Source organism: Leucobacter chromiireducens subsp. solipictus, from assembly GCF_016758195.1.
In the GTDB taxonomy this organism is placed as follows: domain Bacteria; phylum Actinomycetota; class Actinomycetes; order Actinomycetales; family Microbacteriaceae; genus Leucobacter; species Leucobacter solipictus.
Genome location: NZ_QYAC01000001.1, coordinates 431,510 through 455,907, shown reverse-complemented (window position 1 = coordinate 455,907; position 24,398 = coordinate 431,510). Strand labels below are relative to the sequence as shown.

Annotated in this window: 19 protein-coding genes; 11 read left to right on the top strand and 8 right to left on the bottom strand. The window is 69.4% G+C overall.

The window, feature by feature from the left end; genetic code table 11:
• Nucleotides 1-2 precede the first annotated feature (2 nt).
• Together D3230_RS02110 and D3230_RS02105 are read left to right on the top strand one after the other, a co-directional pair.
• Complete coding sequence (locus tag D3230_RS02110; protein WP_202343338.1) at nt 3-1,211, top strand: YncE family protein; 1,209 nt, start codon at nt 3-5, stop codon at nt 1,209-1,211.
• A gap of 57 nt (nt 1,212-1,268) precedes the next feature.
• Complete coding sequence (locus tag D3230_RS02105; protein WP_237466652.1) at nt 1,269-1,769, top strand: YflT domain-containing protein; 501 nt, start codon at nt 1,269-1,271, stop codon at nt 1,767-1,769.
• A gap of 23 nt (nt 1,770-1,792) precedes the next feature.
• On the opposite strand, the gene D3230_RS02100 is transcribed toward D3230_RS02105, so the two are convergent.
• Nucleotides 1,793-2,458 (bottom strand): SRPBCC domain-containing protein, encoded by a 666-nt coding sequence (locus D3230_RS02100; protein WP_202343337.1) that lies wholly within the window; start codon nt 2,456-2,458, stop codon nt 1,793-1,795.
• Between the two features lie 357 nt (nt 2,459-2,815).
• Here D3230_RS02100 and D3230_RS02095 point away from each other — a divergent pair, with 357 nt between their 5' ends.
• Nucleotides 2,816-3,763: a pseudouridine synthase gene (locus tag D3230_RS02095; RefSeq protein WP_202343336.1), complete on the top strand. Its 948-nt coding sequence runs from the start codon at nt 2,816-2,818 to the stop codon at nt 3,761-3,763.
• 4 nt (nt 3,764-3,767) lie between these two features.
• Here the strand turns inward: D3230_RS02095 and D3230_RS02090 are convergent, their stop codons facing one another.
• Nucleotides 3,768-5,021, bottom strand: coding sequence for an amidohydrolase (locus tag D3230_RS02090; protein WP_202343335.1), 1,254 nt, complete (start codon nt 5,019-5,021; stop codon nt 3,768-3,770).
• Nucleotides 5,022-5,061: 40 nt separating this feature from the next.
• Nucleotides 5,062-6,537 carry an MFS transporter gene (locus tag D3230_RS02085; protein WP_202343334.1) on the bottom strand — a complete coding sequence of 492 codons (1,476 nt, stop codon included), beginning with the start codon at nt 6,535-6,537 and terminating at the stop codon, nt 5,062-5,064.
• Nucleotides 6,538-6,647: 110 nt separating this feature from the next.
• On the opposite strand from D3230_RS02085, the gene D3230_RS02080 reads away from it, so the two are divergent.
• On the top strand, nt 6,648-7,670 hold the full coding sequence (locus tag D3230_RS02080) for an Lrp/AsnC family transcriptional regulator (RefSeq protein WP_202343333.1): 1,023 nt from the start codon (nt 6,648-6,650) through the stop codon (nt 7,668-7,670).
• Here D3230_RS02080 and hrpA read toward each other — a convergent pair.
• Complete coding sequence (hrpA, locus tag D3230_RS02075) at nt 7,649-11,686, bottom strand: ATP-dependent RNA helicase HrpA (protein ID WP_202343332.1); 4,038 nt, start codon at nt 11,684-11,686, stop codon at nt 7,649-7,651. The genes D3230_RS02080 and hrpA overlap by 22 nt on opposite strands.
• Before the next feature lie 97 nt (nt 11,687-11,783).
• Between hrpA and D3230_RS02070 the strand changes: the two genes are divergently transcribed.
• From D3230_RS02070 to D3230_RS02050, 5 genes are all read left to right on the top strand, one after another.
• Nucleotides 11,784-12,623 carry an aldo/keto reductase gene (locus D3230_RS02070; protein ID WP_202343331.1) on the top strand — a complete coding sequence of 280 codons (840 nt, stop codon included), beginning with the start codon at nt 11,784-11,786 and terminating at the stop codon, nt 12,621-12,623.
• The gene (locus D3230_RS02065; protein ID WP_202343330.1) at nt 12,624-13,622 is read left to right on the top strand and encodes a malate dehydrogenase; all 999 of its coding nucleotides are present in this window, start codon (nt 12,624-12,626) and stop codon (nt 13,620-13,622) included.
• 93 nt (nt 13,623-13,715) lie between these two features.
• Nucleotides 13,716-15,137 (top strand): argininosuccinate synthase, encoded by a 1,422-nt coding sequence (argG, locus tag D3230_RS02060; protein WP_202343329.1) that lies wholly within the window; start codon nt 13,716-13,718, stop codon nt 15,135-15,137.
• Between the two features lie 405 nt (nt 15,138-15,542).
• The gene (locus tag D3230_RS02055; RefSeq protein WP_237466808.1) at nt 15,543-17,738 is read left to right on the top strand and encodes an S-layer homology domain-containing protein; all 2,196 of its coding nucleotides are present in this window, start codon (nt 15,543-15,545) and stop codon (nt 17,736-17,738) included.
• A 193-nt stretch (nt 17,739-17,931) separates the two neighbouring features.
• Nucleotides 17,932-19,704, top strand: coding sequence for an HNH endonuclease signature motif containing protein (locus D3230_RS02050; protein WP_202343327.1), 1,773 nt, complete (start codon nt 17,932-17,934; stop codon nt 19,702-19,704).
• Nucleotides 19,705-19,852: 148 nt separating this feature from the next.
• On the opposite strand, the gene D3230_RS02045 is transcribed toward D3230_RS02050, so the two are convergent.
• On the bottom strand, nt 19,853-20,863 hold the full coding sequence (locus D3230_RS02045) for a LysR family transcriptional regulator (protein ID WP_202343326.1): 1,011 nt from the start codon (nt 20,861-20,863) through the stop codon (nt 19,853-19,855).
• 82 nt (nt 20,864-20,945) lie between these two features.
• On the opposite strand from D3230_RS02045, the gene D3230_RS02040 reads away from it, so the two are divergent.
• A complete protein-coding gene (locus D3230_RS02040) occupies nt 20,946-21,818 on the top strand; it encodes an EamA family transporter (protein ID WP_202343325.1) in 873 nt (290 codons plus the stop codon).
• A 65-nt stretch (nt 21,819-21,883) separates the two neighbouring features.
• Here D3230_RS02040 and D3230_RS02035 read toward each other — a convergent pair whose 3' ends face one another.
• The gene (locus tag D3230_RS02035) at nt 21,884-22,132 is read right to left on the bottom strand and encodes a WhiB family transcriptional regulator (RefSeq protein ID WP_010156721.1); all 249 of its coding nucleotides are present in this window, start codon (nt 22,130-22,132) and stop codon (nt 21,884-21,886) included.
• 193 nt (nt 22,133-22,325) lie between these two features.
• On the opposite strand from D3230_RS02035, the gene D3230_RS02030 reads away from it, so the two are divergent.
• Entirely contained in the window at nt 22,326-22,742 is a 417-nt protein-coding gene (locus tag D3230_RS02030; RefSeq protein WP_202343324.1) for a hypothetical protein, read from the top strand.
• Between the two features lie 74 nt (nt 22,743-22,816).
• Here D3230_RS02030 and bcp read toward each other — a convergent pair whose 3' ends face one another.
• Nucleotides 22,817-23,299 (bottom strand): thioredoxin-dependent thiol peroxidase, encoded by a 483-nt coding sequence (gene bcp, locus D3230_RS02025; protein ID WP_202343323.1) that lies wholly within the window; start codon nt 23,297-23,299, stop codon nt 22,817-22,819.
• A 35-nt stretch (nt 23,300-23,334) separates the two neighbouring features.
• Nucleotides 23,335-24,396 carry a ribosome small subunit-dependent GTPase A gene (gene rsgA / locus D3230_RS02020; RefSeq protein WP_202343322.1) on the bottom strand — a complete coding sequence of 354 codons (1,062 nt, stop codon included), beginning with the start codon at nt 24,394-24,396 and terminating at the stop codon, nt 23,335-23,337.
• Nucleotides 24,397-24,398: the final 2 nt, after the last annotated feature.

The window sequence follows — 24,398 nt, the reverse complement described above, 5'->3', positions numbered from 1 at the left end:
ACATGTCCCGTTTCGCGCCGTCCCGCCGTAGCCTCCTCCTCGCCGTGCCCGCCACGCTGGCGCTCGGACTGCTCGGCTGCGCGCCAGAACCGGAGGCACCGTCTCGGCCCAGCCCGTCACCCGCACCGGAACCCGATCCGGCCGCGGACGGGGCACCGCCCACCGAAGCGGCCACGCTGCTCCTCGCCTCGCTCGCGCACCGCAGCGCAGTGGCGGTGATCGATCCCGCCCGCCCCGACGCGGAGGCCGTGCGGGAGATCGAGGTCGGGGCCGCGCCGTGGGGCGTGGGCGTGCACACGGCGGCGGACGGCGCGAGCACCGGCTATGTCGCGACCGCGGAGGGCCTCGCGGTGGTGGACCTCGCGGTGCAGGATCCCGCCGCGGCGCGGCGCACCGCGCTCGTGCCCTACCTGCACCCCGCCGCGCGGATCGGGCAGGGCGAGTACCGCCCCGGCGGCCTGGGCCTCGCGGTCGCGCCCGACGGCTCGCGCGTGTACGTGGCGGTCATGCCGGACACCGGTGCCGCGTTCCTCGAGGTCTTCGACACGGCGAGCGCGGGCTGGATCGGGAGCGTCCCCGTCGGGACGCGCCCGTTCGATGTGCTCGTCGCGCCGGACGGCAGCTGGGCCGCGAGCGTGGACCACGACAGCTTCACCGTCACGGTGGTCGACGCGGAGACGCTCGCGGTGACCACGCACGAGGTGGCGCCGTTTGGGACGGAGGGAGGCCTCGCCTCCTGGGAAAAGACCCACTACGGGGTGGTCGAGCCCGCCGGCACGATCCTGCTCCCCGTGCAGGGCCAGGTGATCGTCCGGCTGGACCCCCGCAGCGGGCGCACGGAGACGATCTCGAGCGCCGCGAACTCGCACGCGCACGGTACCGCCCTGGCGGGGACCCGCTTGCTCACCGTGGGCACCGGCGACTTCGGATCCGCGACCGGCGGCCCGAACCTCTCGGTGCGCGACACCGCGGTCCCGGAACTCCGTGCGACCAGTGAGTGGGTCGTGCCGTTGCGCGTCCCGCACGAGACCGTCGCCGTGTGGCGGGATGCGGCCGGTGCCGAATTCGCGGCGGTCGCGGGCGGCAACACCCGCGAAGAGGGGTGGGACGGGATCACCCTCGTCCCACTCGATGCACCGGGTGCCGCCCCCAGCAGGGAGCTTCCCGTCCCCGGATACCCCCAGGCCATCGTGAGTTTTCCCGGCCAATAACGCGGCCGCGCGGGCAGCCTGAGTGCGGGGGCCGCCCGAGAGTGGTTGAATCAACACATGAGTAATCCCAGGCCGCTTTCCGCCTCCCGTCTGCCGGCGATGCCGGAGATCCCCAAGGGTGACATCGTCTCCACATACGATCGCTACGAGGACGCCAAGCACGCCGTGGATGTGCTCGCGCGTGCGAGTTTCCCCGTGCAGCAGATCAGCATCGTCGGCAACGACGTGCGCAGCGTCGAGCGGGTCACGGGCCGGCTCACCTACGGCCGGGTCGCGCTGATGGGGGCCCTCTCGGGGGCCTACCTCGGTCTCTTCCTGGGCCTGCTGCTGTTCATCTTCCAACCCGATAACTCGGCGATCTTCGGGGTGTTCCTCGCCGCGGTCGCGATCGGCGCGGGGTTTGGCATGCTGTTCGGCGTGCTCTCGTACGCGATGAACCGCAACCGTCGCGACTTCTCCTCGGTGATGCAGATGGTCGCGAGCCGCTACGATCTCATCACTTCGCCCGAACTCGTGCACGAGGCGCGGCGAGTACTGACGGACTCGGCCCAGCAGTAGCGCGCCGCGCGCCGCGCGCCGCGCTAGTCCGCTTCGGGCTGGCCGGTGTAGAACCGGTACGTCGCGTCCGCGGCGCGGGCTGCCGTGTCCCGGTCTGCTCCGGATGCCTCGTGCGCCGCGGCCCAGCGGTCGGCCGAGGCGCGGTAAAACTCGTGCCCCTCGGGGCTGAGCGCCCAGGCCTCGGCCTCGGCGGGGGAGAGCGTGGCGTCCTGCGCGCCCAGGTGCAGCGCGAGGCCCAGCATGCCGCCGTCCCAGCCGACGCCCGTCGCGCCCGGGCCGTACGTTCGCCACATGTCCGCGGGCACGCTCGCGAGCGGGGCGGTGTGGGCGAGTTCGACCCGGGTACGATCCGGCGTCACCGCCCGGAGCCGCACCGCCAGCCAGGAGACGTTGCCGCCGAACTCCCACGTCACCAGGTACTCCGCGCGGCCATCATGCGGCGGATCGCAGGCGAGGATCGTTCCTCCCGCGTTGCCCTCGATCTGGTAGCGGCCGCCGAGCGCGAGATCGCCGGTGACCGGCTGGAACCAGGCCGTGATCCGCGCCTGATCCGACACCGCGGCCCAGGCCTCCGCGAGCGAGGCCGGCAGCTCCTGGGTCAAGCGCTGCACGCGAGCGGCTTCGCCGTCGTGGGTGGTGTCTTCGAGCTCGCGGGTCACCGCGTCAATCTGTGTGGTGACTTGGATCATGACCATCCCCGTTCGTCCTGGCGGCCCGGGCGTGCGCGCCGCAGCCCGGTCATGAGCAACGATCCCCGTCGCTGGGGGTGCGTGTCAAGCCCCGCACGCCGGATTCGGCCCACCCCACCCCATCCCGACGCCCAGCCCCGCCCCCGCCCATACCGGCCCCTGCCCATACCGAGGCATTTTCTCGAAAGCGAGTCAAATTCTGCGGTATTTGGCTCGGGGTAGATAAATTGCCTCGTGTGGGGTGGGCCGGTCCTGGGCGCAGTCGTCGTGTGGGGTGGGCCGGGTCTGGGCGCAGCCGTCGCGTGGGGTGGGGGCCGGCGGGGGCCGGCACACCGGCCCGCGCACTAGACTCGGTGGGTGCCCCCGCGTTCCCCCCTCCCGCAGCGTTTCGGCCTCGACGCAGCGTGGCTGCGCACGCTCGACAGCACCCCGCACCATCCGCGGCCGTGGTCCACGATGCGCGACTGGCTGCACCATCGTCTGGCGGAGCACATTGACGTGGACGCTTTCCTCGCGGCCGACCGATTCGTGCAGCAGGACGGCACGCCGCTGCCGGCGGACGCCCCGTATCGGGCGAACACCTTTGTCTGGTTCCACCGGGATCTCGCACCGGAAGCCCCGGTGCCGGGCGAGGTTCGCGTGGTGTACCGGGACGAGCGCATCGTGGTGGTGGACAAGCCCGCGTTCCTGTCCACGATCCCGCGCGGCACGCACATCCGCGAGAGCGTCGTGGTTCGCATGCGGGATCAGCTGGGCCTCCCCGAGCTCACCCCGATGCACCGCCTCGACCGCGTGACCTCCGGACTGCTGCTCATGGCGACGGAGCGGCGCTGGCGCGGCGCCTACCAGAGCATGTTTATGCGCCCGGGCGAGGTCCGGAAAACGTATCGGGCGCTCGCGGATATTCGCGACGACCTCGTCCTCCCGGCGACCGTGCGGAATCATCTGCGCAAGGAGCGCGGGATCTGGCAGGGCGAGGTCGTGCCCGGTGCGCCGGTGAACGCGGAATCCCTGATCGAGCTTGAGCGCGAGTTGCCGGCGGCGGATGGGAGTTCGGGACGCCGCGGGGTCTACCGGCTGACCCCGCGCACCGGCAAAACGCACCAACTGCGCCTGCACATGTGGGGCCTGGGGGTGCCGATCGCCGGGGACCCGCTGTACCCGGAGGTCGCGGACGTCGCGATCGACGACTTCACGACCCCGCTGCAATTGCTCGCCAGCGAGCTTCGCTTCCCCGACCCCATCGATGGCACCGCCCGGCACCTCACGAGCGAGCGCACGTTCCCGCTCGCGAGCGCCGAGTAGCGGGCTACCCGGCGCTCGCCGCCGGGGCGGCGTCGCCGGGGACCGGGGCGTCCGTCCACACGCCCCGGGGATAGGGCGCGCGGTCGCGCTGCTGCGCACGCAAGCGCTCACGCACCGCATCGGTCTCGACCGCGGCGATCGCCGCGCGGGCCAGCGCCAGCGCACCGTGCATGACGGCCGTGTCGCCGAGCTCCGACACCGCGGCGGCGGTGAACTCGTGCTGATGCGGAGTCGCGTCGGTGCCGTCGAGCGCGATCATCGGGTGGATCGACGGGAGGTACTGCGACACGTCACCCATGTCGGTGGAGCCGAGCGTCATCCCCGGTCCCCAGTCGGCCGCGTCGTCGCCCCGCAGCTCGGCGAGGGCGGTGTCGAAGAACTCCGCGAGTTCGGGATCCTGCACCAGTGGGGCGTAGCCCGGGGTGGGAACGGCGATGTCTACCTCGCAGCCCGCGGCGAGGGCCGCGCCGGCAACCACCTGGCGCACCCGCTCCTTGGTGACCGCCCAGGTATCGGCGTGGTTGCCGCGGACCTCGAGCTGGATCGTCGCGGTCTCGGGGATCACGTTCACCGCGGAGGGCGTGGTGGACACCGAGGAGATGATCGCATCGCTGGGGAGGTGCTGCCGGAGGAGCCCGATCCCCACCTCGGTGAGCGTGACGGCGCTGCCCGCATTGATGCCCTCTTGCGGTGCGAAGGCCGCGTGTGCGGGCTTGCCGCGGAACGTGGCCTCGCAGTAGTCGAGGGCCTGGCTGCTGCCGCCCGCCGTGCGGATCTGGCCGCGTCCCGCCGCGTGCACCATGAGCGAGAACGTGCTGCGGTCCCAGGCACCGCGCTCCAGCATGATGACCTTCCCGCCGCCGTTCTCCTCGGCGGGGGTGCCGAGAAACTGGATCCGGCATCCGAGCTCGTCGGCGACGGCCCGCAGGCCGAGTGCGGCACCCACCCCGGCGGCCGCGATGATGTTGTGGCCGCAGGCGTGCCCCACGCCGGGGAGCGCGTCGTATTCGCCCACCACGGTGATGGTCACGTCCCCCGAGCCGAAGACGGCCTCGATCGCGGTCGGCAGGCCGTACGCGCCGGTCTCCACCGCGAATCCTGCGCGGTCCAGTTCCGCCGCGACGCGCGCGGCGGCCCGGTGTTCGGCGAAGCCCAGCTCGGGGTCCGCGCCGATCGCGTGACTGAGGCCGAGCAGCGCCGCCTCGGCGTCGCGGATGGACTGGGCGGCGCGCTGCTGCGCGGGGGAGAGCGTGGTCATGGTGCTGCTTTCTCGAGTGGGCGGTCGGAGGGGCGTGGGGTTACGGGGTGACGAGGGGCTCGGCCGGGGCTGTCATGACCGCCTCGGTCTGCTGCGAGGGGCGGCGCGATAGCAGGAGCGCGAGCGCGGCGGTCGCGAGCAGGCAGGCCGCGAAGACCCCCCAGATCACCTGGAACGAGCTGAGCGCCGGGACGGCGACGGCGCTGGGCTCGGGCTGGGCGAGGACGAGCGTGGCCATGACCGCGGCGACCAGCGCGCCGGCGACCGAGCCGCCGAGCGAGCGGAGACAGTTGTAGAGGCCGCTCAGCGTGGTGGCGACGCTGAGCGGGGCGCGCGCCACGATCACGCCGGGCAGGATCCCGAGCACCACCCACGCCGTGAGCGAGTTGATCGCGAGCAGGACCGTCACGAAGAGGGGTGAGGCGGGCGCGGTCATCAGCACGAGGAGCGACGCGGCGGAGAGCGCCGCGGCCACGCTGATCGCCCAGGCCGTGCCGAGCAGGCGCACGGCGAGCGGCGCGAGGAACGCGCCGAGGCTGGAGCTGAGGAACACGAGGGAGACGATGAGGCCGGCGTTGCCGGTGCTCATGCCGGCTCCGTATCCCACGGTGCCGGGGTGGGCGGTGAGGTAGAGCGTGGTGGGGGTGGACATGCCGAACGCGGTGAGCGCGACGAGGAAGCCGAGGACCATCGGCACGCCCAGCTTGACGCGTCGCAGCACGGTGAAATCGAGCAGCGGTGCGGCGGCCCGGGACTCGACCCAGAGGAAGAGGGCGCTGCCGAGTACGCCGCCGACGAGGGCGGCGAGCGTGGCGGGGTGCGCCCAGCCGAGCTCGGTGCCCGCCGTGAGCCCGTACATGAGGCCGCCGAGGGAGGCGCTGAAGAGCACCGCGCCCCACCAGTCGACCGTGCTCGTGCGGTTGCCGGCATCGCGGGGCAGGGCGATCACCACGGCGGCGGCGAGGATGAAGAGCGGGACGGCGGGAATCGCCTGCGTGAGCACCAGATCCCCGCTGGCGTCCATGATCGCGCCGGCGAGGAGGCTCCCGAGGGCGATCCCGAACGTCAGGGTGCCGACGAGCGCGCTCACGATCCGATTCGCCTGCCCGGGGCGCTGCTGCTTGACGATCCCCATCTCGATGGGGAGCAGCGCGGCGACCGGCCCCTGGACGGCGGCACCGACGAGCACGAATCCGAAGGACGGCGCGAACGCGATCATCGCGGACCCGATGGCGGTGCAGAGCACGGCGATCACGAGGAGCAGCCGCTTCCCGTAGCGGTCGGCGAGCATGGAGAGGAACGGCACGCACATCGCGGACGAGAGCATCGTCACCATGAAGTAGAGGCTGATCGATCCAGCGGGGACGCCGTGGAATGCGGCGATCTCGCCGAGCAGCGGCATGATCCAGCCCTGGATCAGGCCGGCGCAGAGTTCGATGGCGATGAAGGTGGGGACGAGAAGCCGCGCCTGCCAGTGGACGGGCGGGGCGGTGGTGACGGCACTGTCAATGGTCATGGGGCGCTGAATCCTGACGGGAAAATGGCGAATAGGTGACGAATCGGTACTCTGGCAGAACGTGCAAGAATTCAGTTCAGATGCCGAAATACCGCAATTCAGGGGAGAAAATGCCGGAACTCACGTTGGACGAGCTTGATTTCCAGATTATCCACGGACTGCAAATCGACCCGAGAGTGCGCTGGGTCGCGCTCGCCGACGTGCTCGGGGTGGACGCGCACACGCTCGCGCGGCGCTGGGAACGGATCGAAGCGGGCGGGGCCGCCTGGCTGACCGCGCTGCACGGCGTGAAACAACTGGACGCCCTGGCGCTCATCGAAGTCGACAGTTTTCCGGGGCAGGTGCTGCGTGCGGCGGAGGCCATCGCGGTGCTCCCCGGGGTGGCGTCGATCGAGCTGTCAACGGGGGCCTGCGATCTGTTTGTCACCCTGTTCGCGGAGAACGACGACGCGCTCGCGGGGTTCCTCCTGGAGCAGATCGGCGAGATCCCCGAGATCCGAGGCGTGCGTGCGCACCTTGTGAGCCAGGTGGTGCGCGAGGGCTCCGAATGGACGGTGCAAGCGCTGAGCGAGGCGCAGGCGCGACGGATCCCGGCCCCGCGACCGCCGCGCGCGGGGGCCGCGAAACACGTCGACCCCCGGCTCGCCATCGCGTTGCGTGAGACGCTCCAGGACGATGTGCGCATGCCCGTGGGCGAGCTCGGGCGGCGCGTCGGGATCAGCGCCCAGCGCGCGGCGGACTCGCTAGCCCGGCTGCGGCAGCAGGGCCTCCTGCAACTGCGCGCGGACATGTCCGAGCGCTTCACCCCGTACCCCGCGGTGAACTGGCTATTCCTGCAGCTTCCGGCGCCGCGGGTGGCGAGCGCGCTGGAAAAGATTATCTCGGTGAAGGCGATCCAGTTCGCGGCGGTGTCCACGGGGCCCGCCAACGTGATCCTCGCGATGGGCGCGCGGGATCGCCCGGGGCTGCTCAGCGCGGAGATCGGGCTCGCCCAGCTCGTGCCGGAGATGGAAGTGAAAAGCCGGATGACGATGCTCCGGCTCTACCGCCACCTGGGCCGCGAGGTCAACGGTTTCGGCAGCGTCCGGCCGGGGTCCGGCACCACCACGGCTCAGCCGGCCAGCACCTTCTGAATGCGCTGCGCCGAGACCGGCTCGGCCGTGCGGAGCTGCTGCGCGAACAGGCTCACGCGCAACTCCTCGATCAGCCACCGCGCGCGCACGAGATGCGGCGGTGCCTGATCCGGCAGCGGCACGGTGCCGCCCGCCTGTGCGAAGGCCTCGCGCACCCGGTCCACCTCGTTCTGCCAGGCGCGATCGCGCCCCGAGTTTTCGGTGAGGCCACGCATCCGCTGTTGCACGGCCTCCAGATACACGGGGAGCCGTTCCAGCTGGGCGAGTCCGGTCCGCGAGACGAAGCCGTCAAACACGAGCCCATCTACCTGCTGCGCGGCGTCGGCGAGCTGCCCGAGCACCTGGATCGACTTCGCCGCGTCGATGGCCTTTCGCGCGAGGCGCACCCCGTCAAGCACGCGCGCGGTCAGCGCGATCGCGGCGTAGATGTCGTCGATGAGGGAGCGCGCGTAGTCGTTTGCGATGGTCTCGAAGGTGTCCGCCCGCCACACGAGCCCGTCGGGGGCGTGGCGCTGGATCACACGATCCGCCACCGCGAGGGACACGTCCGCGATGGCCTGATCGAGCGAGCGGTACGGGCCCGCACCCAGCAGCAGCTTCTCCTGATTGGAGAGATGGTCGCGGATATAGCTCGCGGGCGAGGGGGAACTCAGCGCGAGCAGCCGCCGGATCCCGCGCCGCGTGAGCCGCGCCTGCTCGTGCTCGTCGGCGACGAGCACGAGGTCGACGCTGGTGCGACGGTCCCGGATCGCCGGGTAGGCGCGCACCACCCCGGCACCGCTCGCGCGGCCCTTCGCGTAGGCCGTGTCGACGTGCCGAGGGAGATCGCCAAAGTCCCAGGTGGTCACCCCGGTCTTCTCGAGGTCGCTCTGGGGGAGCGCGGCGGCGGCCACCTTCGCGACGCCCTGCGTGGCCTGCTCCTTGTGTGCGGCCTTCAGCTCACCGAGGTCCTTTCCGGTGCCGAGGGTGCGGCCGCGGGCGTCGATCACGCGGAACGTGGGGGTGAGGTGGGCGGGGAGGCGCGCCGGATCGAAATCGGTGGGCGAGACGGGCACGCTCGTGCGGCGTCGGATCTCCGTGGCGAGAAGCGCGGTGAGCTGCGGCGGCTGGCCGCCCGCCGGCACCGGGGCGTCGAGCTGCGGGCCTACCGCCGAGAGCAGGGTGCGCGCCCAATCCGCGGCGGGCACCACATGCTTCCGGATCGCCTTCGGCAGCGTTTTGATGAGGGCCGTCACGAGTTCCTGCCGCAGCCCGGGCACGAGCTTTTCGAAGTCGGTCCCGTCGAGTCGGGGGAGCAGCGGCAGCGGGACGTTCACCGTGACCCCGTCATCCTCCGCCGTCGGATCGAAACGGTACCGCAGCTTCAGCGACTGGTCGCCGTGCTGCCACTGCCGCGGATACTCGGCCTCGTCAGCCTCCTGCGTCTCGTCCTCCAACAGGTCCGCGCGGCGCAGGTGCAGGTAATTCGCGTCGGTGAGACGCTTCTTCTTCCACCAGCCCTCGAAGCTGCGCGTCGAGGTAACGTCCGCGGGAATCCGCGCGTCGTAAAACTCGAACACCGCCTCGTCGTCGCCAACGATGTCCCGGCGGCGCGTGCGCTCCTCGAGCTGTTCGAGCTCGCGCCGCAGCTGGCGGTTCGCACGGTCGAAGGCCTGCGGCGAATCCCAGTCGCCCTCCACGAGCGCGTGGCGAATGAACAGTTCGCGCGCGTGCGGCTCGTCGTACCGGGACAGCTGCACGCGGCGGCGATCCACGATGGGCACTCCGTAGAGGGTGACCCGCTCGTACGCGACGGCCGCGCCCTGATTCTTTTCCCAGTGCGGCTCGGACAGCTGCCGCTTCGCGAGCGGACCGGCGAGCTCCTCCGCCCAGGCCGGATCCACCACCGCGTTGGAGCGGGCGAACAGGCGCGACGTCTCGACGAGCTCGACGCTCATCAGCACCTCGGGCGGCTTTTTCGCGAGCACCGAGCCCGGATAGAGCACGAAGCGGGTGCCCCGGGAACCGACATACTCCTGCGCAGGCTTGCGCCGGGCGGCCCCGGCGACGCCGCGGCCCTGCGGCACGCTGCGATCCTGGCGGTCGTCGCGCACCCCCAGCTGGGAGAGCAGGCCCGCCAGGATCGAGCGGTGCACGGGCTCGCTCGCGCCCCCGGCGACCTCGCGCGCCGCGGACTCCTCACGGGAGACGCCCGCGATCCGCGCAATCTGACGGTACAGGTCCATCCATTCCCGGACGCGCAGGAAGTTCAGGTACTCGGCCTTGCAGAGGCGCCGGAAAGCGCTCGAGGAGCGTTCACGCTGCTCCTTCTGAAGGTAATTCCACAGATTCAGGAGCGTCATCAGGTCGCCCTGCGGATCGGCGAATCGGCCGTGCAGTTCGTCGGCCCGGCCACGCTCGGCTTGCGGACGCTCGCGCACGTCCTGAATCGTGAGTCCCGCGACGATGGCGAGCACCTCGGGCACCACCTCGTGCCGTTTCGCCTCGATCACCATGCGCGCAAACCGCGGCTCGATGGGGAGGCGGGAGAGCTCCCGGCCGATCTTCGTGATCCGGTGGGTAGCCCCTGAGCGCTTCCCGCCGCGCTCGCCGCTGCGCTCGCCGCCGCGCTCGCCGCTGCGCTCGCCGCCGCGCTTCCCGCCGCGCTCGCCGCCGCGCTCGCCGCTGCGTTTTCCGGTTCGCCGGCGCGGATCCGCCGCCGTCGTGACCGCGCCGAGCTCGGTGAGGAGCCCGAGGCCGTCCGCGATCCCGCGCTGATCGGGCGGCGTGAGGAACGGGAACGCGGCGATATCGCCGAGCCCGAGCGAAAGCATCTGCAGGATCACGGACGCGAGGCCCGTGCGGCGCACCTCGGGCTCCGTGAACTCGGGGCGGCCGAGGAAGTCCTCTTCGCTGTAGAGCCGGATCGCGATGCCCGGGCTCGTGCGGCCTGAACGGCCCGAACGCTGGTTCGCGCTCGCCTGAGATACGGCCTCGATGGGGAGCCGCTGCACTTTGCTGCGGGCGCTGTAGCGGGAAATGCGCGCGGTGCCCGCGTCAATGACGTAGCGGATCCCCGGCACCGTCAGCGAGGTCTCGGCAACGTTGGTGGCAAGGACGATCCGCCGCGCCCCCGCGTTCGCACCACTGCGGCGCTCAAACACGCGGTGCTGTTCGGCGGCGCTCAGCCGGCCATAGAGCGGCAGGATTTCCGTCCGCTGCGCGCGGGCGTGCGCCCGCAGGCGCCCGGTCAACGCGTCGGCGGCGTCTCGAATCTCGGCCTCGCCGGAGAGGAACACCAGCACGTCGCCCGGCGCTTCCTTCGCGAGCTCGTCCACAGCATCGCCGATCGCGTCGAACAGGTCCCGCTCGACCGTGCGGACCTTGGCGGGTCCGCCCTTCGGCTCCGGCACCTCGGTGCGCTCGATGAGCGGACGGTAGCGGATTTCCACGGGGAAGGTGCGGCCGGACACCTCGATGATCGGGGCCGGGGTGTCCGTGCGCTGATCCGCGAAGTGTGTCGCGAACGACTCGGGATCGATGGTGGCGGAGGTGATGATCACCTTGAGGTCGGGGCGGCGGGGGAGCAGCGTCCGCAGGTAGCCGAGCAGGAAATCGATGTTCAGGCTGCGCTCGTGCGCCTCGTCGATGATGATCGTGTCGTAGGCGGTGAGGTCGCGGTCGCGGTGGATCGCGTTCAGGAGAATGCCGTCCGTCATGAGGCGGATCTTCGTGTCTGCCGAGACCTTGTCGGTGAACCGGACCTGGTAGCCCACGAGGCCCCCGAGTTCGGAACCCAGCTCCTCCGCGATCCGCTCCGCGATCGTGCGCGCGGCGATCCGGCGCGGCTGCGTGTGCGCGATGCGTTCGCGCCCCAGCGTGAGTGCGATCTTGGGGAGCTGGGTGGTTTTCCCCGAACCGGTTTCGCCCGCGACGATCACCACCTGGTGGTCGCGGATCGCGGTGGCGATCTCCTCCCGCATCTGGGAGACCGGCAGGTCCTCGGGGAACTCGATGCGCACGGCGGGGTTTGACATAATCCCCCCATTATTTCAGCTCCCAGGACCGAATGTGAGCCGCGCGCGTAGACTGCGGACTGACCGAAGCCCAGATCACACTCGCAGGGGAGACTCTATGACCGTCGCACTGCCCATTCCCACGATTGAACTCACGAGCGGGGCGCGGATCCCGCAGCTCGGTTTTGGATGTTTCTTGGTGCAACCGGGAGATACCGAGCGCATCGTGTCCGAGGCGCTGGAGGTGGGCTACCGCCACATCGATACCGCCGCGGCGTACGGCAACGAGGCGGAGGTCGGGGCCGCGATCGCGCAGAGCGGGATCCCCCGCGAGGAGCTCTTCATCACCACCAAGCTGTGGAACGACCGCCAGGGCGATGCGCGGGCCGCGCTCACCGAGAGTCTCGACAAGCTCGGCCTCGACCGCGTCGATCTGTACCTCGTGCACTGGCCCGTGCCGAGCCAGGACACCTATGTCGCCGCGTGGGAACAGGTGCTCGATCTTCGCGAGGCCGGCCTGACCGTCGACGCGGGCGTCTCCAACCACGAGATCGAGCATCTCGAGCGAATTATTGAGGCCACCGGGGAGTTCCCCGCCGTCAACCAGATCGAGCTGCACCCGGAGCATCAGCGCCAGCAGCTGACCGCCTACTGCCGCGCGAACGGCATTGAGATCGAGGCCTGGGGGCCGCTCGCGCAGGGTAAGAGCGACCTCCTCATGCAGCCCCGTCTCCAGGAGATCGCCGCATCGCACGGAAAGTCTGTGGCACAGATTGTCTTGCGGTGGCACATCGAAAACGGGACAATCATCTTTCCGAAGACCAGCAGCCGTTCGCGGCTGATCGAAAACGCGGACCTGTTCGACTTCGCGCTGACCGAGACCGAGCACGCGTTCGTGACGGCACTCGAGTCCGGCACGAATTACGGGCCGGATCCCCGTGAGTTTGGAGCGAAATAGATGAGCACTGCACTGTCGCCGATTACCGTCACGCTCACCGGCGCCGGAGGCCAGATTGGCTACGCCGCGATGTTCCGCATCGCGTCGGGCGCGATGTTCGGGCCCGAGCAGCCGGTCGCGCTGCGCCTCCTCGAGATCCCGCAGGGGGTGAAGGGTGCCGAGGGTGCCGCGCTGGAGCTCGTTGACGGCGCCTTCCCGCTGCTCGCGAGCGTCGACATCTCCACGGATCCGAATGAAGGGTTCGCCGGGGCGAACGTGGCGCTGCTGATCGGCTCGCGGCCGCGCACCGCGGGCATGGAGCGAGCCGACCTGCTCGCCGCGAACGGCGCGATCTTCGGCCCGCAGGGACGCGCGATCAACGACCACGCCGCCGCTGACGTCCGCGTCCTCGTGGTCGGGAACCCGGCAAACACGAACGCGCTGATCGCCCAGCGCAACGCCCCGGACGTGCCCGCGGATCGCTTCACCGCGATGACGCGCCTAGACCATAACCGTGCGGTGGGGTTGCTCGCGCAGCACAGCGGTGCCGCCGTCTCCGATATCGCCGGGGTCACCGTCTGGGGCAACCACTCGACCACGCAGTACCCGGATCTGAGCCACGCCACCATCGCCGGAGCGCCGGCCATTGAGGTGGTCGGGGAGGATTGGGGACGCGGCGCATTCGTGGAGCGCGTCGCGAACCGCGGCGCGGAGATTATTGAGGTCCGTGGCGGATCCTCCGTCGCGTCCGCGGCCAGCGCGGCGATTGACCACGTGCGGGACTGGACGCTCGGCACGGGTGAGGCCTGGACCTCGGTGTCGCGGTACTCCACTGGAGAATACGGGATCCCCGAGGGCCTGATCGCCTCGGTGCCCGCCCGCGCCGCGGACGGCAGCTGGCACGTCGTCGAGGGGCTCGAGATTGACGCGTTCTCGCGCGAACGGATCGACGCCTCGGTTGCCGAGCTTGTCGCCGAGCGCGACCAGGTTGCCGAGCTGGGGCTGATTCCCCCGTCCTAACGCGGCCAGCGCTGCGGCCGTCCGCCGCAGAAATGACGGGGTGCTCGCGCGATCGTGCGCGGGCACCCCGGCTTGCGCTCTAGGATAGAGAGTATGTCCAAGGTTCTTTCTTCTCTTCCCGTGGGCGAGCGCGTCGGCATCGCCTTCTCCGGTGGTCTCGACACCTCGTGCGCGGTCGCGTGGATGCGCGAAAAGGGCGCTGTGCCCTGCACCTACACCGCTGATATCGGCCAGTACGACGAGCCCGACATCGACGGCGTCGCCGATCGTGCCAAGGAGTACGGTGCCGAGCTGGCCCGTCACGTTGACGCCAAGCGACCCCTCGTCGAGGAGGGCTTCGTTGCGCTGCAGACCGGCGCGTTCAACGTCCGATCCGGCGGCAAGACGTACTTCAACACGACGCCCCTCGGCCGCGCCGTGACCGGCACCCTGCTGGTGCGCGCCATGAAGGAAGACGGCGTCGATATCTGGGGCGACGGCTCCACCTACAAGGGCAACGACATCGAGCGGTTCTACCGCTACGGCCTCATGGCCAACCCGGCGCTGCGCATCTACAAGCCCTGGCTCGACGCGGAGTTCGTGCGCGAGCTCGGCGGCCGGCACGAGATGAGCGAGTGGCTCGTGGAGCGCGGTTACCCGTACCGCGACGCCACCGAGAAGGCGTACTCGACGGACGCAAACATCTGGGGCGCGACGCACGAGGCGAAGACCCTCGAGTTCCTGAACGCGGGCCTCGACGTGGTCGAGCCGATCATGGGTGTTGCTGCGTGGCGCGACGACGTCGAGGTTGCGACCGAGGAGGTGTCGGTGCGCTTCGAGGCGGGCCGCCCCGTCGCGATCAACGGCGTCGAGTACTCCGATCCGGTCGCGCTCGTGTTTGAGGCGAACGCCATCGGCGGCCGCCACGGCCTGGGCGTCTCCGACCAGATCGAGAACCGGATCATCGAGGCGAAGTCGCGCGGCATCTACGAGGCCCCGGGCATGGCCCTGCTGCACATCACCTACGAGCGCCTCGTCAATGCAATCCACAACGAGGACACCCTCGCCAGTTACCACACCGATGGTCGCAAGCTCGGCCGCCTCATGTACGAGGGCCGCTGGCTTGATCCGCAGTCGCTCATGCTGCGTGAGTCGCTGCAGCGCTGGGTCGGCTCCGCGATCACGGGTGAGGTCACCCTGCGTCTGCGCCGCGGCGACGACTACACGATCCTCAACACCGAGGGTCCGAACCTCAGCTACCACCCCGAGAAGCTCTCCATGGAGCGGACCGTGGGCGCGGCGTTCGGCCCCGAGGACCGGATCGGCCAGCTCACCATGCGGAACCTCGACATCGCCGACTCGCGTCAGCGCCTCGAGCAGTACGCACAGATGGGCATGGTCGGCGGCGCGGTCGCGGATCTCGTCGGCGAGCTGGAGAAGGGCGGCGCAGCGGAGATCGCTGAGGCCGTCACCGGCATCGATGAGAACGCGGACGAGCTCGGCCTGTCTGCCGCGTTCGACGCTGGCACGGACTAGATTCCGCCGCCCGCGACGCCGGGCGCTTCGCTGGACAGCACTGCGGCCCCGCACCCTTCTGGGTGCGGGGCCGCAGTGCTGCGTGGGGCGTGGACCGTTGTCCGAGGTGAGCGAACCGGGAACTCCCGCCGAACCTCGGCGGCGGGGAGCGGGGGCCCGGCAGCCTCAGGAGGCGGATGGGCCCGGGCAGGCTCGGGGAGCAGAGGGATCCTGGCAGGCTCGGGGAGCGTAACCTCTCGGTCCGCACGGAGCCGTCGCGCCCCCTAAGATGAAAGGGCTATTAATAGGCTTTGTGAGTTTCGTGGGGGACAATTGGGTTTCAAAGGTGAAGTTGTTGTTTCGAGGTGGGGTGCGCGGCGAGTTCTCCGTGGCAGCGTAGGAGTGGTCTCCTCCGCCGTGATCGCGATGTCAGCGCTGACGTTTGCGCCGCAGATCCCGGAGCGCGAGCTCAGCCCCACCACCGCCGAGTCAGTCCAGGCCGAAACACTTGACCCGGTGAATGTCGGGGAGGAAGTGGCCCCGGACGTGGAACCGCTCCCCACCGACGAAGCCGGGGGAGTAGACGGCGAACCGAGCGAAGATCCCTCGCAGGATCCCGACGGGGCCAGCGATCTTGGCAGCGAGCCGGAACTGCCTGAGCCCGTGGCACCGAGCCCCGAAGAGGACGTCTTGCCCGACCCTGCCGCAGGCGGAGACGCGGCGGGAACCTCCGGCTCGGAGACTGGTCAAGAGGTGCCCACGCCCGGGCCGATTTCCGACGCCGTCCCCAATGCTGCGGCGACGTGCAAGACTTCCGAAGCGGAGCAGGCAAATCAGTCCGGACAGAACGACAGTCTGAGTGCAGCCACCACGCTGACGCTCGGGACTGGCACCTGCGGCCGGATTGGCACCACGTACGACAAGGACTTCTACAAATTCGCGAGTTCGGCGGGTACCCACCGGATTTCCTTCAGCTTCGACACGCCGAACACGACGGGCAACGCGTACAAGGTGTGGGCATATGACGCGAACCAGCGCTACCTCGCATCTTGGAACCTCACCGGGACTGCCGGAAGCGGCGGGTGGATCGCGAAGCAGCTGACCCGATTCCCGAGCGGGACATCGTTCATTGCGGTGACGCCGCTGAATGACAAGGTGGTGGGGAAGAAGTACACCGTGAGTGTGGCGAAGGTGTCGGGTGCCGCGGCGAATACTCCGCCGAGCGGGGAGGGGTGCCTGGCAGAGGGTGAGAATCCCAATGGTTGGGACGGGAACGATAGTACGTACCGGCCGAATGCGTTGCCGTTGGGGGCGACGTTGTGTGGGCATATCGGCCTGAGCTACGACAAGGACTTCTACCAATTTGGCAACGGTGATGGCCGGTATCGCGTCAGCTTCACGTTCGATGATCCGAAGGTGAAGGGCAACGCCTACAAGGTGTGGCTGTATGACGGCAAGGCGAATTTCCTGAAGTCCTGGAACCTGACGGGTTCGGCCGGGAACGGCGCGTGGCTCGCGAAGCAGATCTCCACGCTGAGCAATGGCGGCGGGTACCTGGCGATTACGCCGTTGGACGACAAGGTGGTGGGGAAGAAGTACACCGTGAGTGTGGCGAAGGTGTCGGGTGCCGCGGCGAATACTCCGCCGAGCGGGGAGGGGTGCCTGGCAGAGGGTGAGAATCCCAATGGTTGGGACGGGAACGATAGTACGTACCGGCCGAATGCGTTGCCGTTGGGGGCGACGTTGTGTGGGCATATCGGGCTGAGTTACGACAAGGACTTCTACTCGGTGAAGGCCGAAGCCGGCGTGTACCGCGTGAAGATTTCCTTCGGGAATGCGTACGATCCCGCGTCGACGGATTACTACACCGTGGCCGCGCTGAACTCGAGGGGTGACCAGATCAAGCGGTGGGCGGTGAAGGCCGGTGACTGGCGTGGGAAGACGGTCGACGTTCGACTCCCTCGCGGCATCGCCTACGTGTCCGTGATCCCCAGCTCTGATGCGTATATCGGCGAGGAATACCGGCTCACTGTGTCGCTGCTGCGCAAGGACACCAAGCCCGCGTTTGTCGATGTGCCCAAGAACCACAAGTTCTTCACGGAGATCGAGTGGATGCGGAGCACCGGGCGCACAACGGGTGTGAAGACCTCCCGGGGCCTGGCCTACCAGCCCCAGGCAGCGGTGTCGCGTGAAGCGATGGCGGCGTTCCTGTTCCGTCAGAGTGCTCCCAAATCGTTCACGGCACCGCGTGTTTCGCCGTTCGTGGACGTGCCCACGAATCACAAGTTCTATCGGGAGATCTCGTGGATGGCCCACGCGAAGATTTCGACGGGAGTGACCAAGAACGGCAAGCGATACTACGAGCCCGGAGCCGCGGTGTCGCGCGAGGCCATGGCCGCGTTCCTGTACCGCCTGCAGGGTCCCGGTGCCGGGAAAGCACCCGCACAGGCACCCTTCGTGGATGTGCCGAGGTCACACAAGTTCGCCAAGGAGATCGCTTGGATGCGTTCAAGCGGGATCTCGACCGGAAGTCAGAGCGCGAAGGGCGCGGTGTACCAGCCGAAGGGGAAGGTCTCGCGTGAAGCGATGGCGGCGTTCCTCTACCGGGCCGCACAGCGCTAGTCGAAGGCGCGGGGTGTGACGGTGCCCGGGGCGCGTTCATGCGTCCCGGGCACGGTGTCGAAAAACTCCCTGCCTTGAGTCTGCTTGATCCCATCAGGGGGTCTTTCGAACCCCGCTGCGGTGAGCCCGAGTTCCTCGTGTTTTCAACGGTTTTCAGGCCGTGAATGTCGGTGGCTGCTGCTGTACTTGTTGCATGGCCAGGACCCGAGGACGTCAGACGCCGCAGCAGCGGGCTCGCGCTGCGGCGCGTGTGCGGACGGCTGATGCGTTGCTGGGGGAGCTTGAAGAGCTTGAGGCGCGGCGCCGGGCGACGGACGCGGAGCAGTTGGTGCTGGTGGAACGACTGCGAGAGGTGGCGCTGAACTCCAGGGACGGGGACGCAGGGTCCCAGCCTTCCGCGGGTGCCGAGTCCGCTGCTCAGTTGGATGCTGGTGCTGATGGCGATGCTGATGGCGATGACAATGCTGATGGCGAGACCGATCCGCTCCGGGACGATGCCGAAGATATCGTGCGGGGTTTTGGCGTGGGCGGCGAGGTATCGCATCGCTCACTGCGGCTTGAGCTCTCGGCGGCCCTGGGACAGAGCGAGCACATGGTGGATCGCCTGTTGTCGCTCGCATTTTCGTCGACACAGCAATTTCCGGGGACCCTCGCTGCGTTGAAGTCGGGTGTGGTCTCGAGAGAGCACGTGCAAGTTATTGCGGATGCCGGGCGGGTGCTCGGCCAGGGCGAATCCCGCGGGGAACGGGAGCGGCGTTCCCGGTATGAGTGTGAGGTGTTGCGGGTCGCGGGGGAGGAAACGCCGAATCGCCTACGACCGATCGCGCAGCGGATTGCCGCGGCACTGTGTGAGATGACGCTGGTTGAGCGGCACCGTGAGGCGTTGCTGCTGCGCGGAGTGCGGATCGTGGACGCGGGCGACGGGATGGCGGATCTGATTGTGCGGCTGGCGGCCGAGGACGCGGTCGCGGTGAAGGACCGGGTGACTCGCCTCGCGAAGAACGCGGTGGTCCGGGTCCACGAAGCTGCGAACGTCGACGCCGCGGAGGACTCTGCCGGTGCCGGTCCTGATGCCGGTGCCCGTGCTGATGCCGGTGCCGATGCCGGTGCTGATGCCGGCACCGATGTGGTGTCGGGGCGAGACGCGCGGACGCTGGATCATATTCGCGCTGACGTACTGCGGGACCTGCTGCTGGGCCGCGATGTGCCAGGCAGCGAGGGCATACGTGGACATATCCAGGTGATTGTCCCAGAGACGCTGCTCACGGAGCCGGCCGACGATGGGCCAATGCATCCCCGGCAGCCGAGTTCCGGGCTCCCGGTGGCATCGGGGCTGGATCCGCCGGCGGAGACCGCTGACACCGTGCCGACTTTGGAGCGTGCTGCGCCCGAGCGTGCTGCGCCCGAGCGTGCTGCGCCCAAGCGTTCACTGGCGCGGGTTGGGGAGTTGGTGGGGCACGGGGTGATCGACGCGGAGACCGCGGCTCGGCTCGCGATCGGTGCGCGGGAGCAGGACCGAGAGCGGGTCGCGGTGACTGGTGAGGGGGCCGTGTTGCGGGTGGAACGGTATGTGCCGAGAGCCGAGATTCGGCGGCGGAAGCGCGCAGAGGATGTGCACTGCCGAGCACCGGGGTGTCGGGTGCCTGCGATCCGTTGCGATCTGGACCACACCGTGGATGCGGCGCGTGGCGGCGCGACGAGTACCGACAACCTCGCGCATCTGTGCCGCGGCCACCACGTGGTGAAGCATCATGGTGGGTGGGACGTGACCCAGGACAGGGCCGGGACGGTGCGGTGGGTGAGCCCGACGGGGCGCGGCTATGTGCAGCGACCACCGGGCCGCGTGCGGTTTGTGTCGCTCCCGGTACACCCCTCCGAAGTGCGGACACCACGGGGCCCGGGCGCACCACCCCAGGACGCGCCGCGTCCGGGAAGCGGCCCATCCGACACAGAACACCCGTTCTGACGAACCACGCGCTGAGGGGGCATTCCCCGCGCGAAATCGCCGCAGCTTGGTCGGGCATCCCCGTGGTGAGGCTTCCCCGTCCCAAGCGAGCATCCCCGGCCTCAGCTCGTGCTCTTACTCCGGTCCTGCTCCTACTCCGGTCCTGCTCTTACTCCGGTCCTGCTCCTACTCCGGTCCTGGGTTCGGTTCCGAAAGCAACTCCGGCTCCGTTCCCCGCGTGCGCGATGATGCGATCACGCACGAGCGCGAGTGCGGGCCAGGTATCGCGCCCCACTCGGGCGTGCACGAAGGCGCGGAGCGTGACGCCGGGGGCGCGCAGCGGAAGGAGCGTGACCCCGGGGAGGAGAGTCCGGTCCTCGGGGAGGAGCCCGACGCCCATTCCTGACCGGATGAGCTCCTGCGCCAGCTCAATGTTGTCGACCTTGTGCGTAATTCGGAGGGGGAACCCCTCCAGCGAGGCGAGGATCCGCAGTGCGTCCTCGTCGGCCGTGTTCCGCGAGTTCCCGATCCACGTGTGCCCCTGATACGCGGACAGCGGGCGGCCCGGGGTGGGGACCGCCGTGCCGCTGCCCGCTGGGACCGTCATGCCAGTGCCCGCTGCGGCCGTCGTACCGGTGCCCGTCTCGGCCGCCGTGCTCGGGACGCCCAACCCCCACGGGGTTTCCCAGAGTGGGGCCGTGTGCCACTCCGTGGATTCGGGCATGGGCGCCAGGTCGTAGTCGTAGGTGAGTGCGATGTCGACGGCGTCGGAGGCGAGGAAACCGAGCGCCTCCCGCGGCTCATACTCGTGGATTTCGACGCTCACCGCGGGATGTGTGCGGGTGAGTTCACGCACCACAGGCAACACGGTACGCCGGATCGCGCCGGCGAATCCGGCTACGCGGACCGTCCCGAAGGGCTCACCGGCGGGGTCGAGGGTCAGCCGCGCGCGCTGCACTTCGGCGAGAATCTTCGCCGCGTGCTCCGCGAGCCGCTTGCCGGCCGGGGTGAGGCGCACCCCACGGCCCACGGGGAACACCAGCTCCGTCCCGAACTCCTGCGCGAGGGCCGCGATCTGCTGCGAGACCGTGGAGGTTGACGTGCCGAGCTCGTCGGCGACCGCGCGCATGGACCCGAGACGGGACAGCTCCAGGAGGAAGGAGAGACGACGTGTATCCATGCTCACATTGTCCAGGATTCTCGAACATATCGTCCAGTTCCGTCACGTGGACGTGGACGGCGAGATTTGATCTACTGGGCGCATGGCAGCAACTTCTTCGCGCAATGCACGGGTGGGCACGGCCCTCGCGGTTGGATCGATGGGGTGCGTGCAGGTGGGACTTGCGGTCTCCGTCGACCTCGCACATACCCTCGGCGCGACCGGCGTCGTGTGGCTCCGCCTGGTGTTCGCGGCCCTGATCCTCCTCGTCGTTGCGCGCCCGTGGCGGGCGCGCTTCACGCGCCGGTCGCTCCTGACCTGCGTGCTGCTCGGCATCGCGAGCGCGGGCATGACGATCTTCTTCATGGCCGCGGTGATGCGGATCCCGCTGGGGACGGCGAGCGCCCTCGAGTTTCTCGGGCCGCTCGGGGTCGCCGTCGCGCGGGGCCGTGGCCGCGGCCGCCTGTGGGCGCTCGTGGCCGCGGCCGGAGTCCTGGCATTGACTGAACCCTGGAAGGGAACCGTTGACGCGCTGGGCATCGGCTTCGCCCTGGCCGCGGCCGTGTGCTGGGCCGGGTACATCATCCTCACGCAGCGCGCCGGGGACACGGTCACCGGGCTGCAGGCGCTCGCGATTTCCTTCCCGACCGCCGCCCTCGTGTCGAGTTTCACGATTACGCCCGAGCTGTTTCCGCTGCTCACCTGGCCGATGCTCGCCGCTGGCTTCGGGCTCGCGCTCCTGCTGCCGGTGGTGCCGTTCTCGCTCGAGTTCTTGGCGCTTCGCCGCCTCGACGCCGCGACCTTCGGCACGCTGATGAGCCTCGAACCCGCAATCGCGCTGCTCGTCGGCTTCGTCGCGCTCGCCCAGGTCCCGCAGCCACTCGCGGTGCTCGGCCTCGTGTTGGTGATCGTCGCGGGGATCGGCGCGTCTCGATCCGGCGGGCGCGAGCCGCGGCAACAGATCGAGCCCGCCTAGCCCAGGCGTGGAAACATGCGTGTGGCCCCGGATCTCGAGAGATCCGGGGCCACACGCATCAAACCTTAGGAGGCGCGGCGGGCGCGAGCTGCGCGACGCTTCAGTGCGCGGCGCTCATCCTCGCTGAGGCCGCCCCACACGCCCGAGTCCTGGCCGGTGTCCATCGCGTACTGGAGGCACATCTCCGTCACGGTGCACCGGGCGCACACCGACTTCGCACGCTCGATCTGCTCGACCGCCGGGCCCGTGTTCCCGACCGGGAAGAAGAGCTCGGGGTCTACAGTGAGGCACGCGGCCTGTTCACGCCAATCCATTTGTGTTCTCCTTAGTACGACGCACACGCGCGAATCAGCAGAGACTGGATAGTCTAGAATTCGCGCCGCGATTACCTGATACGTGGCTGAGAATGCTCACGTCGGTGTGCGCGAAACTCGACGGAATATATAGTTTCACGGATACAGATGCAAATCAATAGCCAATTTGCAATTGTCTGGAAAGAGAGCCGAAATGACCGCGACACCTCCCGCTTACCCGCGAATCCGCGCGGGCTGGATCGCGCTGCGCATCGTGCTGGTGCTTGAAGCGATCGGCGGTGCCTGGCTCGTGTGGAACGTGGTGCAGGGCATGTTTGCCGCCGGTGACGAGCCGATCGGCGACCGGATCATCCTCCTCATCGCCGCAGCCCTCTGGTGGGGCTGGATCCTAATCACCGCCTGGGGTGCGCGGCGCGCGCGCCCGGGCTGGGTCCGCAGTTCCGCGATCACGATCCACGTGCTGCTCTTCGCTGCGGCGACCGGGATCCTGCAGGGGCTGATCGGCCCGCAGACGGTGCTGGGCCTCGAACTGCTCGTGCTCGCGTTTGTCGGCTTCGTCGCCGCCCTGCTCGCGCGCCCGGACGCGCCGGAAGCGCCCGAGGGGGAGTAGCCCCCTCGGGCGGCGGGGCAGCCCGGTGCCGGCTCTGCGGTGCCGGCTCTGCGGCACCGGTTACGCGGCCTCGGCTACGCGGCGTCGGCCCCGACGAGCTTCCGCACACGGGCGACGTGTCCCGTCGCCTTGATGTTGTAGAGCGCGTGCTCGATCTTCCCCGCCTCATCGATGACAAAGGTCGAGCGGATGACGCCCTCGACGATCCGGCCGTAGCTGTTCTTTTCGCCGTAGGCCCCATATGCCTCGTGCACGGCGTGCTCCGGATCGCTGAGGAGCGGATACTCCAGCGCGTCCCGGTCCGCGAAGCGGCGCAGCTTCTCGACCGAGTCCCGGGACAGGCCCAGCACCCGGTACCCGGCCGCGGCCAGCGGGGCCGTGGACTCCTGAAATTCGCAGGCTTCCGTGGTGCACGCGGGCGTCATGGCCTGCGGATAGACGAACAGGATGACCTTCTCGCCGCGGTAGTCGGAAAGCGAACGGGTCACCCCGTCCTGGTCGGGGAGCGAGAAATCGGGAGCGGCCTGGCCGGGTTCGAGAATCACACGTGCAGTCATGCTCCCAGCCTAGCGAGCGCCGCCGACACGGCGGGCTACTTCAGGAGGCGGCGCAGCGACTCCACGCGCAGCGCCCCCATCTCGTCCAGCCTGCCGTCCGCGATCGCGGCGTCGAGCTCGCAGTCCGGGGCATCGTCCTGGTGCGTGCAGCCGCGCGGGCACCGCAGGATCAGCTCCGCGAGGTCCGTGAAACCGCGCAGGATCCCGTCGCTGGTAACGTGTCCGAGTCCAAATGAGCGCACGCCCGGGGTGTCGATCACCCAGCCCGCCTCGCCGCCCACTGCCCCCGGGGTTGCGGCGCGCAGCGCGACGGAGGACGAGGAGGTGTGGCGGCCGCGGCCGGTGACCTCGTTGACGTGGCCGGTGGCCCGCCCGGCCTCGGGCACGAGGGCGTTGATGAGCGTCGACTTTCCGACCCCGGAGTGGCCCACAAACACCGTGGTTTTCCCGGCGAGCACCTCCCGGATCGCGGCGAGCGGCTCGGCACCCTGCGCGGAACGGAACACGGGCACCTCGAGCGCCGCGAAGTGGGCGAGGAACGGCTCGGGATCGGCAAGGTCCACCTTGGTGATGCAAATGAGCGGCTGGATCCCGGCGTCGTAGGCGGCGACCAGGTATCGGTCCACGAGTCGCACCCGGGGTTCCGGGTTCGCCGCGGCCACGACGATGAGCATCTGATCGGCGTTCGCGACCATGATCCGCTCCACCTGATCGCTATCGTCCGCGCTGCGGCGCAGCAGGGTGCGGCGTTCCTCGATGCCGACGATGCGCGCGAGCGTCCCCTCGTCGCCGCTCGTGTTGCCCACGAGCTGGGCGCGATCCCCAATCACGATCGGCGTGCGTCGCAGTTCGCGGGCTCGTGCGGCGACGATGTCGCGTTCGCTCGGATCAGCGGGGTCGGATCCCGCGGGCACGAGCGCCGCGTAGCGTCCGCGATCGACGCCGGTGACCATCCCGATCACGGCGTCATCGTGATCGGGGCGGCGCTTGGTTCGCGGCCGGTTCGCCTTGGGGTTCGGGCGCTCACGCACCCGGTGGTCGGCGTATTCGCCGTAGGGAACGTCCTCGTCGTCTTCGTCCGGGGTCAGCCAGCTCACGT